General features: G+C 66.8%; 14 protein-coding genes and 1 tRNA gene. 9 read left to right on the top strand and 6 right to left on the bottom strand.

Translation table 11 applies throughout. The annotated features are described in order from the left end of the window. The first annotated feature begins 60 nt into the window (after window positions 1-60). The 8 genes from rsmB to AC07NT_RS18020 all read left to right on the top strand — a co-directional run bounded on the left by rsmB (window position 61) and on the right by AC07NT_RS18020 (window position 7,681). Window positions 61-1,386 (top strand): 16S rRNA (cytosine(967)-C(5))-methyltransferase RsmB, encoded by a 1,326-nt coding sequence (rsmB, locus tag AC07NT_RS18055; protein ID WP_498600334.1) that lies wholly within the window; start codon window positions 61-63, stop codon window positions 1,384-1,386. Between the two features lie 13 nt (window positions 1,387-1,399). Further along, window positions 1,400-1,981 carry a DUF4390 domain-containing protein gene (locus tag AC07NT_RS18050; protein WP_498600349.1) on the top strand — a complete coding sequence of 194 codons (582 nt, stop codon included), beginning with the start codon at window positions 1,400-1,402 and terminating at the stop codon, window positions 1,979-1,981. Beyond that, window positions 1,978-4,266 carry an ATP-binding protein gene (locus AC07NT_RS18045; protein WP_498600332.1) on the top strand — a complete coding sequence of 763 codons (2,289 nt, stop codon included), beginning with the start codon at window positions 1,978-1,980 and terminating at the stop codon, window positions 4,264-4,266. The genes AC07NT_RS18050 and AC07NT_RS18045 overlap by 4 nt, the downstream gene beginning before the upstream one ends. Before the next feature lie 37 nt (window positions 4,267-4,303). Continuing rightward, on the top strand, window positions 4,304-4,981 hold the full coding sequence (locus tag AC07NT_RS18040; RefSeq protein WP_498600331.1) for a response regulator: 678 nt from the start codon (window positions 4,304-4,306) through the stop codon (window positions 4,979-4,981). A 46-nt stretch (window positions 4,982-5,027) separates the two neighbouring features. Next, a tRNA-Phe gene (locus AC07NT_RS18035) sits at window positions 5,028-5,103 on the top strand. A gap of 260 nt (window positions 5,104-5,363) precedes the next feature. Continuing rightward, window positions 5,364-5,765 carry a hypothetical protein gene (locus tag AC07NT_RS18030; protein ID WP_498600330.1) on the top strand — a complete coding sequence of 134 codons (402 nt, stop codon included), beginning with the start codon at window positions 5,364-5,366 and terminating at the stop codon, window positions 5,763-5,765. Window positions 5,766-5,888: 123 nt separating this feature from the next. Continuing rightward, window positions 5,889-7,223: an MATE family efflux transporter gene (locus AC07NT_RS18025; RefSeq protein ID WP_498600329.1), complete on the top strand. Its 1,335-nt coding sequence runs from the start codon at window positions 5,889-5,891 to the stop codon at window positions 7,221-7,223. Window positions 7,224-7,282: 59 nt separating this feature from the next. After that, complete coding sequence (locus AC07NT_RS18020; RefSeq protein WP_498600327.1) at window positions 7,283-7,681, top strand: carboxymuconolactone decarboxylase family protein; 399 nt, start codon at window positions 7,283-7,285, stop codon at window positions 7,679-7,681. 7 nt (window positions 7,682-7,688) lie between these two features. Here AC07NT_RS18020 and AC07NT_RS18015 read toward each other — a convergent pair whose 3' ends face one another. From AC07NT_RS18015 to AC07NT_RS18005, 3 genes are all read right to left on the bottom strand, one after another. Then, complete coding sequence (locus AC07NT_RS18015) at window positions 7,689-9,602, bottom strand: FTR1 family protein (RefSeq protein ID WP_498600325.1); 1,914 nt, start codon at window positions 9,600-9,602, stop codon at window positions 7,689-7,691. Window positions 9,603-9,704: 102 nt separating this feature from the next. Continuing rightward, entirely contained in the window at window positions 9,705-10,814 is a 1,110-nt protein-coding gene (locus AC07NT_RS18010) for a phospholipase A (RefSeq protein WP_498600324.1), read from the bottom strand. Continuing rightward, on the bottom strand, window positions 10,811-12,934 hold the full coding sequence (locus AC07NT_RS18005; RefSeq protein ID WP_498600323.1) for an ATP-dependent helicase: 2,124 nt from the start codon (window positions 12,932-12,934) through the stop codon (window positions 10,811-10,813). The genes AC07NT_RS18010 and AC07NT_RS18005 overlap by 4 nt, the downstream gene beginning before the upstream one ends. Before the next feature lie 70 nt (window positions 12,935-13,004). On the opposite strand from AC07NT_RS18005, the gene AC07NT_RS18000 reads away from it, so the two are divergent. Continuing rightward, window positions 13,005-13,970 carry an AEC family transporter gene (locus AC07NT_RS18000; protein WP_498600322.1) on the top strand — a complete coding sequence of 322 codons (966 nt, stop codon included), beginning with the start codon at window positions 13,005-13,007 and terminating at the stop codon, window positions 13,968-13,970. Window positions 13,971-13,981: 11 nt separating this feature from the next. On the opposite strand, the gene AC07NT_RS17995 is transcribed toward AC07NT_RS18000, so the two are convergent. From AC07NT_RS17995 to AC07NT_RS17985, 3 genes are all read right to left on the bottom strand, one after another. Next, window positions 13,982-14,878: a LysR family transcriptional regulator gene (locus tag AC07NT_RS17995; protein WP_498600321.1), complete on the bottom strand. Its 897-nt coding sequence runs from the start codon at window positions 14,876-14,878 to the stop codon at window positions 13,982-13,984. A 44-nt stretch (window positions 14,879-14,922) separates the two neighbouring features. Continuing rightward, on the bottom strand, window positions 14,923-16,560 hold the full coding sequence (locus AC07NT_RS17990; RefSeq protein ID WP_498600320.1) for an AMP-binding protein: 1,638 nt from the start codon (window positions 16,558-16,560) through the stop codon (window positions 14,923-14,925). 61 nt (window positions 16,561-16,621) lie between these two features. Next, on the bottom strand, window positions 16,622-17,758 hold the full coding sequence (locus tag AC07NT_RS17985; RefSeq protein WP_498600319.1) for an ABC transporter substrate-binding protein: 1,137 nt from the start codon (window positions 17,756-17,758) through the stop codon (window positions 16,622-16,624). Window positions 17,759-17,862 lie beyond the last annotated feature (104 nt).

Here is a 17,862-nt window from a genome sequence, read left to right as displayed (position 1 = left end):
GCACTTGGGGCATTTTTTTGAGCGCGATGAAACCCGAACCACCGCACGAGGACGCCATGCATGAGTGAGACCGGACTAGCCCCCGCCCTGTGGCGCCAGCTGCAGGCCGGTGCGGTCGCGCTGGCGGCCATCCGTGCCGGCACCTCCGGCACGCAGGCCATCGAGGCTGTGCCCACCCTGCTGCGCCCCGGCGTGCAGGCCCTGGTCTACGCCGCGCTGCGCCAGCTCGGCCGCGCCGAGGCCCTGCGCAGGTTGCTGGCCCCACGCAAGCCGCCGCCTGCGGCCGATGCCCTGCTGTGTCTGGCCCTGGCCCTGGCCTGGCGTGACGAGGGTGCGCCCTACGAGGTCCATACCCTGGTCAATCAGGCGGTGGAGGCGGCCAAACGGACCGAAGCCACCCACGCCCAGGCCAACTTCATCAACGCCTGTCTGCGCCGTTTCCTGCGCGAGCGCGAGGCCCTGGTCACCCAGACCGACGCCGACCCGGTGGCGCGCTGGAACCACCCCGCCTGGTGGATCACCCGCCTGCAGCGCGAGGTGCCACAGCACTGGCAGACCATCCTGCAGGCCAACAACAGCCAGGCGCCCATGACGCTGCGCGTGAACCTGCGCCAGGGCAGTGTGGACGACTACCTGGCCACGTTGTCGGCCGCCGGCATCGGCGCCCGGCGCAACGGGGCCCAGGGGTTGACGCTGGCCGCGCCCCTGCCGGTGCAGCAGATCCCGGGTTTTGCCCAGGGTCGGGTGTCGGTGCAGGACGCGGCCGCCCAGCAGGCAGCACCCCTGCTGCTGCAGGGCCTGGAGGGGCGATCCGGCCTGCGCGTGCTGGACGCCTGTGCCGCGCCCGGCGGCAAGACGGCGCATCTGCTGGAACTGGCGGACGCCCAGGTCATCGCGCTGGACATTGCTCCCGAGCGCTGCCAGCGCATCGCAGACACCCTGCAACGTCTGGGCCTGCAGGCGAAGGTACTGGCCGCCGATGCCGGGGTGCCCGAGCGCTGGTGGGACGGACAGGCTTTTGACGCCATCCTGCTCGATGCCCCCTGTACCGCCTCGGGCATCGTACGCCGCCATCCGGATGTGCGCTGGCTGCGCCGGGAAAACGATGTGGCCCAGCTGGCGCAGCAGCAGGCGCGCCTGCTCAAGACCCTCTGGCCCCTGTTGAAGCCGGGCGGGCGATTGGTGTACTGCACCTGCTCGGTGTTCCGGGCCGAGGGCGAGGATCAGGTGCAGGCGTTTCTTGCGCACAACAAAGAGGCCCGTTTGCTGCCTTCCCCCGGCCATTTATGGCCCTCCACGTCGCTGGAAGGCGACGGGGTCACGGACAATCAGAACAGTGACCACGATGGCTTTTATTACGCACTGCTGGAGAAGGGCGCGGGCTGACCTGTCCGTGCTGATGGTGGCCTGCGCCCTCTTTGCGCTGTGCCTGCCGGTGGCCCTGCATGCCCAGCCGGCCGTGGCTGAAATCACCCAGATGGACCTGAGCCGCAGCGGCGACGGCGTCGAACTGGCGGCCAACGTCAAGTTCCAGCTGCCGCCCGCCGTGCAGGATGCGCTCTACAAAGGCCTGCCGGTGATCTTCGTCGAAGAGGCCGAGATCTACCGGGAACGCTGGTACTGGCTGGACAAGCGCGTGGGCGGCGCCCAGCGCCACATGCGCCTGGTTTTCCAGCCTCTGAGCCGGCGTTGGCGGTTATCCGTGGGCACGGGCCCGTCCAGCGGCAGCGATGCCGGCGTGGCCTTGGCACAGACCTTCGACACGCTGGACGAGGCCCTGGGCGTGATCCGGCGTGTCTCAAGCTGGCGCATCGCCGATTTTGCCGAACTCGAGACCGGCTCGCGCCACCGCCTCGACTTGCGTTTCCGTCTCGACATCGGGCAGCTGCCGCGTCCTCTGCAGATCGGTGCCCTCGGTGAAAGCGACTGGGTACTGGCCGTCAGTGCCAGCAAGCGCCTGCAGCCGGAGAGTCTGAAGTGAGCACCCAGGCTACGGGCAGCGACAAGCGCCTGTATCCGAAGCAATCCAAGGCCCTGCGCTGGACCCTCGGTGTGGTCGTGGCCATCGTGGTGGCCATCGGCCTGGTGCTGCTCTTCCTCCTGACCCAGGCTACCGACAACCGGCAGATGTACGAGCGCAATTACGCGCGCCTTTTCACGCTCAACGTGGTGGTCGCCGTCGCCCTGCTGGGGATCATCGGCTGGGTCGCCTGGCGCCTTCTCAAACGCCTGCGCCAGGGTCGTTTCGGCAGTCGCCTGCTGGTCAAGCTGGCGGCGGTGTTCGCCCTGGCCGGTTTTGTGCCCGGCCTGCTGATCTATGTCGTCTCCTACCAGTTCGTCTCGCGCTCCATCGAAAGCTGGTTCGACGTGCAGGTCGAAGGCGCGCTGGAAGCCGGCCTGGGTCTGGGGCGTGCCACCCTGGAAACCCTGTCCAACGACCTTGCGGGCAAAACGCGCGCAGCTTCCACGCAGCTGCAGGACACACCCGATGTAGTGGCCGGCCTGATGCTGGAGCGCCTGCGCGAGCAGCTTGAGGTGCGTGACGCCATCCTTTGGGGCGCCAATGGCCAGCTGCTGGCCAGTGCGGGGGATTCACGCTTCCAGCTCAACCCCGAAAAACCGGTGCCCTCGCAGTTGCGCAAGGCACGCAGCCAGCGCGCCGTGACCTGGATCGAAGGCCTGGAAGAGGGCAGCGCCATGGCGCCGGCCCAGGCCCGCATCAAGGCCTTGGTGCTGGTGCCGCGCACCGGGCTGGACATGCTGGACGAGCCGAGGTTTCTCATGGTGACCCAGGCCCTGCCCGAGACCCTGGTGGCGAATGCCCTGGCCGTGACCGAGGCGCACCGCGAATACCAGGAGCGCGCGCTGGCGCGCCAGGGCCTGCGGCGCATGTACATCGGCACGCTCACGCTCAGCCTGTTCCTGGCCGTCTTTGGCGCCGTGCTGCTGGCCGTGGTACTGGGCAATCAGATCACGCGGCCTCTGCTGCTGCTGGCCGACGGTGTGCGCCAGGTGGCCGCCGGTGACCTGACACCCAAGGCCGCGCTGCAGGGGCGCGACGAACTCGGCGGCCTGACCCGGTCCTTTGCCGACATGACCCAGCAGTTGGCCGATGCGCGCCGCGCCGTGGAAAACAGCATGGAGCAGGTCAATGCTGCGCGCGAGAACCTGCAGACCATCCTGGACAACCTGACCGGTGGTGTCATGGTGCTGGACGGGCAAGGGGTGATCCAGTCCGTCAACCCTGGTGCCACGCGCATCCTGCGTGTGCCCATGGCCGCTTGGGAGGGCCGGCGCCTGGCCGACATCGAGGGGCTGGAGGATTTCGCCAAGAATGTGCAGCAGCAGTTCGACCGCTTTGTCGAGGAGCGTGCCGAGCATGCGCTGGACCACTGGCAGCAGTCCTTCGAGCTTGGCCCTCCATCGGGCTCGCCGGCGGCCAGCGCGAGCGGGGAAGGCACCCTGACCCTGGTGGCGCGCGGCGCCGAGTTGCCAGGCAAGGCCTGGCTGCTGGTGTTCGACGACATCTCCGAAATCGTCTCGGCCCAGCGTTCCCAGGCCTGGGGCGAGGTGGCGCGCCGATTGGCCCACGAGATCAAGAACCCGCTCACGCCCATCCAGCTCTCGGCCGAGCGGTTGGAGAAAAAACTGGCCGGCAAGGTGGAGCCCGCGGAGCAGGCCGTGGTGACCAAATCGGTCAAGACCATCGTCGACCAGGTCGATGCCATGAAGCGTCTGGTCAATGAATTCCGCGACTACGCGCGTCTGCCCGCAGCCGAGCTCAAGCCCCTGGACATCAATGCCCTGGTGGGCGAAGTGCTGCACCTCTACGGCGGTGACGGTGCGCGCGTGCCCGTGCGCACCGATCTGGACGAGCGTTGCCCCCGAGTCATGGGCGACGCCCAGCAGTTGCGCCAGGTGCTGCACAACCTGCTGCAGAACGCCCAGGACGCCACCGAGACCGCCGGGCGCAGCGGGCCGGAATTCCCGGTCACCGTGCGCACCCAGTGGGTCGAGGCCAGCGGTCGTGTGCGTCTGAGCGTGCAAGACTGGGGGGTGGGCTTCCCCGAGGCCATCCTCAAGCGGGCCTTCGAGCCCTATGTCACCACCAAGGCCAAGGGCACCGGCCTGGGCCTGGCCGTGGTGAAGAAAATCGCCGACGAACACGGGGCCCGGATCGACCTGGCCAACCGTCTGGCCGAGGAGCAGGTGGTGGGGGCTCAAGTATCGTTATCATTCGCAGTGGAGAAACCGGCACAGGCCTGAATCCCGCCCGTACTACGAGAGACCCAGCGTTCACATCATGGCAAACATACTGGTAGTCGATGACGAACTCGGCATACGCGATCTGCTGTGGGAAATCCTGAACGACGAGGGGCACAGTGTCGAGGTGGCCGAGAACGCCGCGCAGGCGCGTGCCGCCCGCCAGCGTGAACGCCCCGACCTGGTCCTGCTCGACATCTGGATGCCCGACACCGATGGCGTCACCCTGCTCAAGGAATGGTCCACCGGCGGCCTGCTGACCATGCCCGTCATCATGATGAGCGGCCACGCCACCATCGACACCGCCGTAGCGGCCACCAAGATCGGGGCGCAGGCCTTTCTGGAAAAACCTATCACCCTGCAGAAACTGCTCAAGGCGGTGGAGCAGGGCCTGACGCGCAATACCCCGCAGCCGGCGGCGCCGGCGCACGTAGGTCTGCAGCCTGCCTCTGGTGGCGATGTGCATGTGGGCCTGGCCCAGCCCCTGATGGCGAGCGTAGACGCGGGCCCGCAGGCGCAACAGAACTTTCAGCTCGACAAGCCGCTGCGCGAGGCGCGCGACGAGTTCGAAAAGGCCTATTTCGAATACCACCTGGCGCGCGAGAGCGGCTCCATGACCCGCGTGGCTGAGAAGACCGGCCTGGAGCGCACCCACCTCTACCGCAAGCTCAAGCAGCTCGGCGTGGACCTCAGCCGAGGCAAGCGCAACGGCAGCTGAGCCCGGCCGGAAGGCCGCCCGAGTGCTGCTATAATTCCATCTCTCTGGCCCGGTAGCTCAGTTGGTAGAGCAGCGGATTGAAAATCCGCGTGTCGGTGGTTCGATTCCGCCCCAGGCCACCAGATTTCTCCGAAAGCCATCCTCTCAGGGGTGGCTTTTTATTTTCCTGCATCGACCCCCGCCGGCACCGTGAGGACAGTCCGGCCGCGTTGCAGCCCAGCCCCGAGCTTCTCCTGGCGCCGATTCCTCCGTGGAGGCGGCGCCGAACCACCGTGGTGGCCAGTCGGCCGGCCATGTTTCCAGCGTCTGCCCGTCGACCTGCAAGGCGACGGCCCTCAGGCGCACTTCGGGCCCACGCTCGTCACCTCACCAGGAGTCTTCCATGACCACTGAAAATTCTGTGCACGAGCACTCCGCCCAGCTTGCCCAAGTGATGAACGCCATTTGCACCCGCACGCTGAACCACTTCGCCGAAGAAGCCAAGCTCAACGGTGAGAGCCTGAAAGACGCCTTCGAACGCTACGAGATCGACTACGCCTGGCACGTCCTGGGCTCGGACCGCCTGCGTGACGCCACCCTGGCCTGTCTGGCCCAGCGGCACAGCCATATCGCGACCGACGCGCAGAAGGCCAGCCTGGTTGGCATCCTGAAGTCGGCAGCCGAAGCCCAGGCGCCCGAGCTGCTGATGAGCTTTGACAACGAGGTGCCCGAACAACTGGCGGACTCGCTGTGCGCTGCATGGACGGGCCGGCCGCTGAGCCCAAGCGGCGCGCAAGTCGCTTGAACAAAAGGCCCCGCAAGGGGCCTTTTGTTTTCTGCTGCCCGTGTCGCCGAAGCGCACAGCAGAAAACCGGGAACCCTGCCATCATGGGTTCAGCGGGCCGCTGGTGGCCCTTCTCAGGATTTCATGGCTGCATCACCCTCTCTGACCACGGCCCCCATCCTCCCAACCATCTGGCGGATGAGCCTGCCCAATATGTTCGCCATGGTGGCCACGGCCCTGGTCAGCGTGGCCGAGACGGTCTATGTAGGGCAGCTGGGCACGGCACCACTAGCGGGCATGGCCCTGGTGTTTCCGCTCATCATGCTGCAGCAGATGCTCTCGGCAGGCTCCATGGGCGGGGGCATTGCCTCGGCCATCAGCCGCGCGCTGGGTGCGGGGCAGCCCGCGCGGGCCGATGCGCTGGTGCTGCACGCCGTGATCATCAGCGCGGTGCTGGGCCTGTTCTTCAGCGCACTGGTGCTGATCTGGGGGCGGCCCCTGATCGCCTTGATCGGCGGGCGCGAGGCTGCGCTGGAAGAAGCCCTGGCTTATGCCGGTGTGGCTTTTGCCGGCGCGATGGCGATCTGGTTGCTCAACGCCTTTGCCTCGTCACTGCGTGGCGCGGGCGATATGAAGACACCGTCGGTCACGCTGCTGCTGGTGGCGGTGGGACAGATTGCGCTGGGCGGTTTGCTGGGGCTGGGCTGGGGGCCCGTGCCGCGCCTGGGCATGACGGGTATTGCCCTGGGGCAGGTGCTCGCCTTCACCCTGGGCGCACTCTATCTGTTCCGTCATCTGCGTTCAGGCCGCGCCCGTGTGCGGCTGCTGTTCACGGCGCGTCTGCAGCGCGAGAACTTCAAGGACATCCTCAAGGTCGGCGCAGTATCGAGCCTGTCGGCCCTGCAGACCGTGCTGACCATCCTCATCGTCACGCGCATCGTGGCCGGTTTCGGTACCGAGGCACTGGCGGGCTACGGCATCGGCGCGCGACTCGAATTTCTGCTCATCCCCATCACCTTCGCCATCGGTGTCGCCTGCCTGCCCCTGGTGGGCATGGCGCTGGGCGCGGGCCTGGTGCCGCGTGCGCGGCGCGTGGCCTGGACGGGCGCCGGACTGGCGGCCGCCATCGTTGGCGGCGTCGGCCTGCTGGTGGCGGTTTTCCCCGATGCGTGGTCGGGTCTGTTCACGGACCAGCCGCAGGTGATGGCGTACGCGCGCAGCTACTTCCGCTGGGTTGCGCCGGCCTATGCCTTCTTCGCATTCGGCCTGTGCCTGTACTTTGCGGCCCAGGGTGCGGGCAAGCTGCTGGGGCCGGTGCTGGCCGGCACGCTGCGCCTGCTGCTGGTGGCCGTGGGTGGGTGGCTGCTGGTGCGGTATGGCGCACCGGTGGGGAGCATGTTCGCGCTCATCAGCGCGGCCATGCTGCTCTACGGGGTGGCCACGGCGCTTACGGTGTACTACGTACGCTGGGGGGACTGAGCGGGCGGGCTGCCCGGGCCCTGTACAGTGGCTGGCACATCAGCACCTACGGAGACACCATGGACGAGAACCCTAGATTCAAGGCCGGCCTGGCCGTGCGCAAGGCTGTGCTGGGCGACGAGTATGTCAACCAGTCGCTGGCCAACGCCAGCACCGACGAGTTCATGGCAACGATCCAGCAGTTCATCACCGAGAACGCCTGGGGCGCGGTCTGGACCCGTGAGGGCCTGGACCGCAAGACGCGCAGCATGCTCAACCTGGCCATGCTCACGGCGCTGAACCGTCCCAACGAACTCAAGCTGCACATCAAGGGCGCGCTCAACAACGGCGTGAGCAAGGAAGAGATGCGCGAGATCTTCCTGCAGGCGGCTGTCTACTGCGGCGCGCCTGCAGGGCTGGACTCCTTCAAGATCGCGCAGCAGGTTTTCAAGGACGAGGCCTCCAAGGCCAAGTCCTGAGCCCTGTTCAGACCTTCTGCGTGCGCGCGGCGCGGCGCAGCGCGACCACGCTGAGCCCAACCATCACGGCCTGGGCCAGCAGGGTCTGCACGGTGGGGTAGATGCCCAGCAGCGGCACACGGACGAAGTCCACCGCGGTCGCGGTGATGGCACCGGCTTCCTGCAGGGCCACCACACCCTGGCCTGTGAAGACCACGGCCAGCACTACGAGCAGCAGGCCTGAGACCGAAAAGAACAGACCCAGAGGCAGCTTCACGCTGGCACGCAGGATGAGCCAGGCTGCGCCCAGCAGAAGCACCGCACCTACCGCCAGCCCGCCCAGCAGGGCGCCGTGCCCTTCGGGGCCGGCCTGGGTGGACAGGGCCTGCAGGAACAGCACGGTCTCGAAGGCCTCACGGTAGACCGCCAGGAAGGACACCACGGCCAGCGACTTCAGGGTGCCGCCCTCGGCCAGCGAGCCGCTGACCTGGCCGCCTATGAACTTCTGCCAGGCCTTGCTGTTGGCCTTGCTGTGCATCCAGTAGCCGATGTACAGCAGCATGGCTGCGGCGATCAGGGCGGTGATGCCTTCGGTCATCTCGCGGTCGGCGCCCGATATCGCGACGAGGTAGTTCGAGACCATCCAGGTCACGCCGCCCAGCAACAGGGCCAGCACCCAGCCGCCGTGCACCCAGCGCCCGGCGTCGGCACGCCCGGCGCGGCGCGTGAAGGCCAGGATGGCGGCCACCACCAGCAGGGCTTCCACGCCCTCGCGCAGCAGGATCAGCAGCGCGCTCACGAAGGTGCTGGTGTGCGAGATCTGCGTGTCTTCTAGCTTGCCGCGGGCCTGTTCCAGCAGGGCGATCACGGCGGCGGTCTGTGCCTCCACCTGTGTGAGGGGCGCGCCGCTTTGCACGGACTGGCGCAGCGCCATCATCTCGCGCTCGGTGCGCAGCATGAGTTCGGGGTCGACGTTGTGCAGCTGGGCTTCGGTCAGCTCGAAGCCTTCCAGGTAGGCCTGGACGGCCAGTTGCGATGCCTGGGTGCGTTGGCCCCGGCGGTACAGGTCCAGGCTTTGCTGCAGGGTCAACACGGCGAAGACCAGAGGAGAGGGCTTGCCAGCGGCCAGCGCCTGCGGGGCGCTGCGCAGATAGGTCTGCAGGGCCACGCCTTCGGCGCCATGGCGTGCCTGTGTTTCCGTCTCGGACAGCGAGACCACATTGACCAGATCGGGGAATTGCGCGCGGCCCTGGCCAGCCTGCCAGAGCGCACGGCCCTGTTCGATCCGGGCCTGGTCGTTGGCGAAGTTGGACACGAACAGGGCCAGGGCCCAGCGCTCCTGCTCGTTGAGCTGGGTGTGGGAGCTCATGGCCGTGCCCTTCACGCCCAGCGTGATGGTGTTGTACAGGCCGTAGACGCTGCGCTGTGCCATGCGCTCGCGGTCGTGAAAATCCGAGGGCGCGGGCTCCAGGCCGCGGGCGGCGGGCCCGTCACCGTGGCCGAGCGGGCCATGGCAGCTGGCGCACTGCGTGGCATACAGGGGTGCGGCGCGCTGCAGATCGGGCGCGGTCTTGGGGGCGACCGCTACCTGGTAGCCCGCGATCAGTGACCAGCGCAGCGCCTGGGCCTGTTCCCGTACGGTGTCGGCCGAGGCCCGCCCGGCGACGCTGCGCACCAGGGTATGCGCCTGCGCCAGCAGGCCGGGCTGCGCGGGGTTGGCCGGCAGGGCCTGGATCAGGGCCTGGGCCTGTTGCGCGAACTCGCGCATTTCGGCGTACTCATCGGCGCTCTTGATCTGTCCGTTTTGCACGGCATTGCCGTAGTCCACGGCAACGTAATCCAGCAGATGCAAGGCCGTGCGCGCCGTGTCGCCGGACTGTGCCTGGACGGGATGGCCCAGCAGGACCAGGGGGAGGATCAGGAAGGCAAAGAGGCGGTGCATGCGCGTGTCGGCAAGGCTGCTGCGGGCAGGGCTTGTGAGGTGACTATGACAGGCGCAATTATAGTTTTAAATGAGAATCAATTTCATCTGCGAGGATGAGCTTTACCAATCCACCAGGCTCAGGCCGATGCTGAGCACGGTGCGCCCGCGGTTGTAATCCACCAGCGAATCACCGTAGCCGTTGAACAACTGCACATGCAGGCGCAGGCCGCTGGGGGTGCCGTTGCGATTGGATTCACCCAGGGTCTGCAGCCATTCCAGCCGGTAAGAGCCGTTGGCGGGGCTGCTCATGGAGTGGCGCAGCGTCATCATCAGGGTGTTGTCCTTGTTGACCTGCCAGCTGCCGGTGACTTCGCCCCGGCCGACAAGGTTGTCGATGTCCGGGTTGTCGTCGGTCTCGTCGCCGTCGGGGATGCGGTTCCACAGGCGGCCGGTGAGGGTGAAACGATCCCCCTTCTCCATGCCGGCCATCAGGATGGCGCGGTTCCAGCTGCGCGACAGCGGCAGGCTCTGGCCGTTGGACTGATGGTTGAAGCTCAGCCCGCTGTAACGCAGGCGCCAGCCCCCCGGCAGATCGGCCGGCGTGGGCACGATGTACATGACCTCGGGCTCGTGGTCCGTGTTGCGGAAGGGGCGCGAGATGCTGGACGTGAACAGCTGCCAGTAGGACTGCTGGGTGTAGCCGAACCAGAGCGAATCGCGTCCGCCGAAGTTGCTCACTGGCAGGAAACCCTGGCCGATCTTGGTGCGCACCGAGAGCTGCAGGCGCCCCTCGTTGATCAGGTAGGGCGTTTCGCTGGTGGCGGTGTGTCCTGCGGTCGGTGAGCTCGGCGCGCGGTTGACGGTATCCGACTGAATGTAGGACAGGCTGATGGGGCGGTAGCCACGGATGTTGAAGCGCCCGCAGTCCGTGCCGTCTTCCAGTTCCCAGTAGCGCGACAGCGCCGAATACCGGGGGCTGCGGCAATCGGACACCGGTTCCGGTGGCGCCGTAGGGGGCTGGGCCGCCTGGGTGGGGGCCGGGCTGTTGATGGCGCCTTCTTGCACCCAGCGGTCATAACAGGCCAGGCGCGCGGTGGCGTCCTGCGTCTGCTGCGCACAGAGCTGCCAGCCGCTTGCGGCCGGCGCATCCGCGTTCACTGCCGGGGTCTGGGCCCAGATCCCGCTGCAGGCCAGCGCGCCCAGCAGCCCGAGGCGTTGGCGTAGTTTCATGCAGCACCTCCTGCCAGGGCCTGCGCTGCCGCCGTGTCCTGTGCCTTCTTGGCGAACTCGGCACGCAGGGCGCGCAGTTTCTCGCGCGGGTCTTCCTTGGTGGTCGCCTGGTTCAGCGCCATCTCGGCAATGAAACGGCTGGGCTGCACGCTGACCATGTCGCGGCCCTTTTTGCGCCGTTTGGGCCAGCTCACCGCCAGCGAGCGCTGTGCGCGCGTGATACCCACGTACATCAGCCGTCGCTCTTCCTGCAGGCGCTGGGCAATGTTCTCGTTCACGGCCTCGTGCTCGCGTGTGGAGCCGCCCAGGGAATCCGCGCCGTCGTCCAGCTTGAAAGGCAGCATGCCCTCGCTCACGCCCACCATCATCACGTGGGGCCACTCCAGGCCCTTGGCGGCGTGCAGGGTGGACAGCGTCACCACGTTCTGGTCCTTCTCGCGTTCGCTGATGGTGGAGAGCAGGGAGACGGTCTGCGCCACTTCGAGCAGCGACTTCTTCTCGCTGGCCAGGGTTACGCCGGCCGTGTCGTCGATCTCGCCGCCGCAACGCTTGGCCATCCAGTCGCAAAACTCCATGACGTTGATCCAGCGCGAAGCCGCCAGCCGCTCGTTGTCTTCGCTGTCGTAGAGGTGTTTTTCGTAGCCTATGTCCTTGAGCCACTCGGCCATGAAGGCGCGCGAGTCCTCGGCGCCGGTCGTGTGGCGGGCGCGGTATTCGAGGTCGTTCACATACCGGCCGAACTCGTGCAGGCTGCCCACGGCGCGCGCGTTGAGCACCGAACCCAGGGAGCTGGAGAACAGGCCCTCGAACAGGCTCACCCGGTACTTGCTGGCGAAGGTGCCCAGGGCCTGCAGGGTCTGGTGGCCGATGCCGCGCTTCGGGGTGGTGACGGCGCGCAGGAAAGCCGGGTCGTCGTCGTTGTTGACCCACAGGCGGAACCAGGCGCAGAGGTCGCGGATCTCGGCGCGGTCGAAGAAGCTGGTGCCACCCGAGACCTTGTAGGGGATCTGCGCCTTGCGCAGGGCCTGCTCGAAAACCTTGGCCTGGTGATTGGCGCGGTAGAGCACAGCGAAGTCCTTGAACTCCTTGTGCTGAGATTCTGCGCGCAGGCTCTGGATGCGCGCGACCATGCGTTCGGCCTCGTGCTCCTCGTTGTCGGCGTCCACCACGCGCACCGGTTCACCCGGCCCCAGATCGCTCCAGAGCGTCTTGGGGAACAGCTTGGGGTTGGGGCCGATCACATTGTTGGCGGCTTGCAGGATGGCGCCGGTGGAGCGGTAGTTCTGCTCGAGCTTGATGACCTTGAGCGTGGGGAAATCGAGCGGCAGCTTCTTCAGGTTGTCCAGCGTGGCACCGCGCCAGCCGTAGATGGACTGGTCGTCGTCGCCCACGGCGGTGAAGCGCGCGTCCCTCGGGTCTGGCGGCACCAGCAGCTTGAGCAGGTCGTACTGCGTGGCGTTGGTGTCCTGGTACTCGTCCACCAGGATGTGGCCCATGATCTTCTGCCACTTGGTGCGCACCTCGGCGTGGTCACGCAGCAGCTTGAGCGGCAGGCCGATAAGGTCGTCGAAGTCCACGCTCTGGTAGGCGGCCAGGCGCTCCTCGTAGCGCGCCATGATGCGCGCCGTGATGCGTTCGTTATCGTCCTTGGCCTGGGCCTCGGCCTGCGCTGCGTTCAGGCCCATGTTCTTCCACAGGCTGATGGTCCATTGCCACTGGCGTGCGGTGGCGGCGTCCGTGCTGCCGCCCGCATCCTTGAGGATGCCGGTGACGTCGTCGCTGTCGAGGATGGAGAACTTCGGCTTGAGCCCGACGGCCTCGCCGTCTTCACGCAGCAGATGCACGCCCAGGGCGTGGAAGGTGCAGATGCGCACCTCTTTGGCGGCCTTGCCGATCAGGCCTTTGGCACGCTCGCGCATCTCGGCCGCGGCCTTGTTGGTGAAGGTGATGGCGGCAATGCGCTTGGGTTCCAGCCCGGCCTGTATCAGGCGGCCGATCTTGTGCGTGATGACCCGCGTCTTGCCGGAGCCGGCGCCGGCCAGCACCAGGCAGGGGCCTTGCAGGAAATTGACGGCGTCCTGCTGCGCGAGATTGAGACCGTGGGAAAAGGAAGTCGACATGCGTGATGGATAGCTCTTGCGGACTGATCATACCGAGAGACCATTTCACACTGCGGCGACAATACACACCGTGTTGCAAATCTTCTCGGTCACTTTCCCCTTCTTTGCACTGGTTCTGTGCGGCTACCTGGCCGCGCGGCGGCGCATGCTGCCGCTGGAGGCCATCCCGGGTCTGAACGGCTTCGTACTCTTCTTCGCCCTGCCCTGCATGCTCTACCGTTTCGGCGCCAGCACGCCGATCGCCCAGCTGCTGGATTTCGCGGTGTTCGGCGTCTGGTTGCTGTGCGCGCTGGTCATGGTGGGTTTCACCCTGGCGGTGTCCTTGAACCAGCGCATCCGCTGGAATGACGCCTCTTTCGGCGCCCTCGTCGCCGCCTTCCCCAACACCGGTTTCATGGGCGTGCCCCTGCTCGTGGCCCTGCTGGGGCCGCTGGCGGCTGCGCCCATCATCGTGGGCATGCTGGTGGACATGGTAGTCACCACCTCGCTGTGCATCGCGCTCTCGCGCCTGGATGGGGCCGACAAACACGGCACTACCGTGGCGCTGAAAAATGCGCTCAAGGGCATGCTGACCAACCCCATGCCCTGGGCCATCCTGCTCGGTGGCGTGGCCTCCTATATTCAGCTGGAGCTGCCGGGCCCGGTGGGCAAGACCGTGGGCCTGCTGGCCGATGCGGCCAGCCCCGTGGCCTTGTTCACCATCGGCGCCGTGCTGGCGCGTTCGCAGATCCTCACCATCGAAAGCAAACACCCGCCCATCCCGCTGCGCGACTACGTGCCTGTGGCCGTCTTCAAGCTGCTGCTGCACCCCTTGCTGGTGCTGCTGGTAGGCGTGGGTGCCGTGCAGATGGGGGTGCCGCTCACGCGTTTCGCGCTCACCGTCATGGTGCTGGCCGCGGCCCTGCCTAGCGCCAGCAATGTCTCGCTGCTGGCCGAGCGTTTCGGCGCCGACAACGGGCGCATCGCCCGCATCATCCTGGTCTCCACGGCCGTGGCCTTCCTGAGTTTTTCGGGCGCTGTCGGTTTGATGACCTGAGGCGCGCTTGCTCAGGTCGGCTTGGTGGCCAGCCGGGTGAGCTGCTCGATGGCAAACAGCGCCATAGGGGAATGGCTGCGCCCCTTGAGCGACACCACACCCATGTCGGCGAACAGGGGCGGCAGGTCGGCGATGTCCAGGCGCACCAGGATTTGCGCGGCTTCGCTACCGGGTTCCGAGCAGGGGTAGCCGATGACCGTGTCGGTGGTTTCGGCCAGGGACCGGATCACTGCCAGGCTGTCGCACTCCACGGCCAGGGAGAAGGTGGTGTCGGGCCCCAGCAGCTGCGCCAGGACGGCTTGCACGGCCTGCGGGATGCGCACGCTGGCCAGGCCGTAGGGCAGCAGGTCGGCCAGCTTCAGCGCAGAGCGTGCCAGCAGCGGATGCCCCGCACGCACATAGAAGGCCGCGTGCTGACGGCCGATGGCCTGCAGAGTGAAATCCGGCGCGGCCACCACCTGGCGCAGGTCCGCCACGTAGAAATCCAGTTCCTCGGCCCGCAGATGGGCCGACAGTGTTTCCGTGTTGTTGACCGTGACGCGCGAGCGCACGCCCGGGAACTGCTGGCGCAGCTGCGTCAGCAGGGGTGGCAACAGGGTGCCTGCCACATAGGGGCCGACGCCGAAAGCGAGATCGCCGATCAGGCGTTCGCGGTACAGATCGACGTCTCTTTCGAGACAGCGGCTGTCGAACAGCAGCTTGCGGGCGCGTTCGACGATGAAGGCGCCGGCGTCGGTGCAGGTCACTTCGAGATGGCCGCGGTCGAAGAGCTGCAGGCCGTATTCTTCCTCGGCAGCCTGGATGCTGCGACTGAAGGCGGGCTGGCTCAGATGGCAGAGCTCAGCCGCGCGCCCGAAGTTGCGGGCGTCGGCCAGGGTCACCAGGTGTTTGAGGCGTCGCAGGTCCATGGCTTGTCTTGCCTTGTGATTATCTGCTGCCGCCCCGAGCGGCCTCAGGCTGGCGTGCGCAGTTCGCGCCGCAGGATCTTGCCCACGGTGGACTTGGGCAGGGCGTCGATGAAACGCACGGTCCTGGGCACCTTGTAGGAGGTCAAGTCCTTGCGGCAGTGCGCGATCAGCGCCTCTTCCGTGAGGGTGGCGTCCTTGGCCTTCACCGCGTACAGCACCACGGCCTCGCCGGTCTTGTCGTCGGGTGCGGATACACAGGCGCATTCGGCCACACCGACGCAGGCGCTGGCCACGGCTTCGATCTCGTTGGGGTAGACGTTGAAACCCGAGACCAGGATCATGTCCTTCTTGCGGTCCACGATCTTGAGGAAACCCTGGGTGTCGAACACGCCCACATCGCCGGTGCGGAAATAGCCGTCAGCGGTGAAGGCCTGGGCATTGGCTTCGGGCTTCTCCCAGTAGCCGCTCATGACCTGCGGTCCTTTCACGCAGATCTCGCCGGACTCGCCGATGCCCACCTCACGGTCCTGCTCGTCCAGCAGCTTGATGTCGGTGGAGGGGAAGGGCAGGCCCGTCGTGCCCGTGAACGCCTGCACCGACGCCGGGTTGAAAGAGACGATGGGGCTGGTCTCCGACAGACCGTAGCCTTCGCGGATGAAGGTGCCGGTGATGGCTTTCCAGCGCTGCGAAACGGCGCCGATGATGGCCGCGCCACCGCCAGCGGCCAAGCGCAGGCGCGACCAGTCCACCTCGCCGATGCGCGGGTGCAGGGTCAGACCCGCGAAGAGCGTGTTCACGCCGGGCAGCACGGTGGGGCGGGATTGCTTGAGCGTTTCGACAAAACTGTCCATGTCACGCGGATTGGCCACCAGCCAGTTCTCGGCGCCGACCGCGAAGTAGGCGATGAAGTTCACCATCAGCGCGAAGATGTGGTACAGCGGAATGGCCGTGACCACCACCTCCTGGCCCGGGCGCATGATCTCGGGCATGAAAGCGCCGAACTGCGCGCAGTTGGCCAGCAGGTTGCGATGCGTGAGGGCCGCGCCCTTGGATAGGCCGGTGGTGCCGCCGGTGTACTGGAGGAAGATCAGGTCATCGTGCCCCAGGGGCACGGGCGTGTAAGGCAGGCCGGCGCCGGTGGCCAGTGCGTAGATGAAGGCGACCGTGTCCGTCAGTCGCGCATCCACCGGGGGCGCCGGCAGTTTGCCTTCGGCGCCGACGGTGAGGCCGGCCGTGATGACGTGTTGCACACCGGTCTTGCCAATGATCTCGGCCAGCACCGGGGTGGAGCCGCTGAAGATCACCAGGGTGCGCACGCCGGCATCGTTGAGCTGGTGCTCCAGTTCACGCGGCGTGTACAGCGGGTTGACGTTGACCTGCACCGCGCCCGCGCGCAGGATGCCCAGCGTGGCCACCGGGAAGGCCAGCACATTGGGCAGCATCACGGCAACACGGTCGCCCTGACGCACGCCCTGGCCCTGCAGGTAGGCAGCAAAGTCGCGCGACAGGCGGTCCATGTCGGCATAAGTCAGTGTCTGGCCGACGGAGCGAAAGGCCGGAAGTGTGGCGTACTGCCGCATGGCTTCTTCCATCATCTGTGTGATGGATCCGTGTTTCAGCGGCGCAATCTCGGCGGGGATCTGGTTGGCCTCATAGGTCTTGAGCCAGGGTTGGATGGTCATGGAAGCTCCTCGTTCTAGAGTGGTTTCAGGTTGCAAAGGGGTGGCTGTATGCCGCGCCGGTCTAGCGCACGTAGCGGCCATCGTGGCCCACCATGGTCAGTTCCACAAAGTTGGAACCATGGTGGTTGGTCTTGCTGTAGTTCAGGCGGTAGCCGCCCAGATCCACGTCGTTCATGCTTTCCATGGCACTGACGATGCCGCCCGGTGTCACGGTTTTGCTGCTGCGGCGCAGGGCTTCGGCCAGGATCATCACGTTGAGATAACCCCACATGCGCTCATAACTCAGGGGCAGGCTGGCGGCTTTCATGGCCAGGGTGAACTGGCGGGTCAGCGCCGAGGTGGTCCGCCAGGGGTAGGGCAGCACCTGAGCCAGAGCCAGTCCGCGTGAGGCGGGGCCCAGGGCCTTGAGCATGGTTTCCGAGCCGCCGATGGACAGGCCGTAGATCGGGACCTTGATCACCTCCACCGCGGTTTTCATGAACGCCACCTGGGCCGCACCGGTGAAGGTGAACAGCACCGCCTGGTTGTCCTGCGCACCGATGTCCCTGGCTGCCGCAGCTGCATTGCTGCCGTCCACGGCCAGCGCGGCGGAGGCAATGACCTTGACACCCAGGGGGTGGGCGATGGCCTCCGTGGCCTTGAGCAGGCTGCGCCCGATGTCGTGGTCCGCATGCACCAGGCTGATCCGGGTGACGCTTTGCATGGCCAGGGTGCGGAGGAGTTGCGTCAGTTCGGCGGTCCAGCTGGCCGTTGTGGTGAACAGATAGGGGTGGGGCTTGGCGCGCAACTGGTCGGCACCGTTATAGATGCCGATCAGCGGGATCTTGCGCTGCAGCAGTTCGGGGAGCAGCGCGGCGATGCCGCCCCCTGTGACGTAGCCGAAGAGGCAGTGCACGTCGTTCCCGTCCATCAGCTCCCGGCTGCACTCCAGCGTGCGTTTCGGGTCGAAGCCATCGTCCAGCGTGGTGATCTCCATGCGCAAGCCACCGGCCAGGCCCTTGGCGTGGACCTCGGCCAGGGCCGCTTTCTGTCCTTCCACCAGGGGCGTCACGGTGGCGGCCAGGGGGCCGCTCAGCGGCAGTACCTGGCCGATGCGCGCGATGCCTTCCGAGGCCGCGGCTTGCGGCCAGACCGAGGCGCCCAGTGCGGCGGCGCCCAGCTGGGTGAGGACCTGGCGACGATGGGGCGAGTGGTTCATGGGAACTCCTGCGGACGGGGTGGAAGGGGTGTGACTGGCGGTCCGGCGCCAGCAAGACGCAGGACAAGGCGGCCCCCACCCTGTGGCGGGGCGCGGGGCTCGAT

It is taken from the genome of Hylemonella sp. GW821-FHT10B10, assembly GCF_059415585.1.
Note: the sequence above shows the minus strand (reverse complement) of the source record. Positions and strands in the feature narration are given on the sequence as shown.

Coding starts and splice junctions, on each gene's coding strand:
- rsmB (WP_498600334.1), top strand. CDS start 61: ATGAGTGAGACCGGACTAGCCCCCGCCCTGTGGCGCCAGCTGCAGGCC.
- AC07NT_RS18050 (WP_498600349.1), top strand. CDS start 1,400: ATGGTGGCCTGCGCCCTCTTTGCGCTGTGCCTGCCGGTGGCCCTGCAT.
- AC07NT_RS18040 (WP_498600331.1), top strand. CDS start 4,304: ATGGCAAACATACTGGTAGTCGATGACGAACTCGGCATACGCGATCTG.
- AC07NT_RS18030 (WP_498600330.1), top strand. CDS start 5,364: ATGACCACTGAAAATTCTGTGCACGAGCACTCCGCCCAGCTTGCCCAA.
- AC07NT_RS18025 (WP_498600329.1), top strand. CDS start 5,889: ATGGCTGCATCACCCTCTCTGACCACGGCCCCCATCCTCCCAACCATC.
- AC07NT_RS18020 (WP_498600327.1), top strand. CDS start 7,283: ATGGACGAGAACCCTAGATTCAAGGCCGGCCTGGCCGTGCGCAAGGCT.
- AC07NT_RS18015 (WP_498600325.1), bottom strand. CDS start 9,602: ATGCACCGCCTCTTTGCCTTCCTGATCCTCCCCCTGGTCCTGCTGGGC.
- AC07NT_RS18010 (WP_498600324.1), bottom strand. CDS start 10,814: ATGAAACTACGCCAACGCCTCGGGCTGCTGGGCGCGCTGGCCTGCAGC.
- AC07NT_RS18005 (WP_498600323.1), bottom strand. CDS start 12,934: ATGTCGACTTCCTTTTCCCACGGTCTCAATCTCGCGCAGCAGGACGCC.
- AC07NT_RS17995 (WP_498600321.1), bottom strand. CDS start 14,878: ATGGACCTGCGACGCCTCAAACACCTGGTGACCCTGGCCGACGCCCGC.
- AC07NT_RS17990 (WP_498600320.1), bottom strand. CDS start 16,560: ATGACCATCCAACCCTGGCTCAAGACCTATGAGGCCAACCAGATCCCC.
- AC07NT_RS17985 (WP_498600319.1), bottom strand. CDS start 17,758: ATGAACCACTCGCCCCATCGTCGCCAGGTCCTCACCCAGCTGGGCGCC.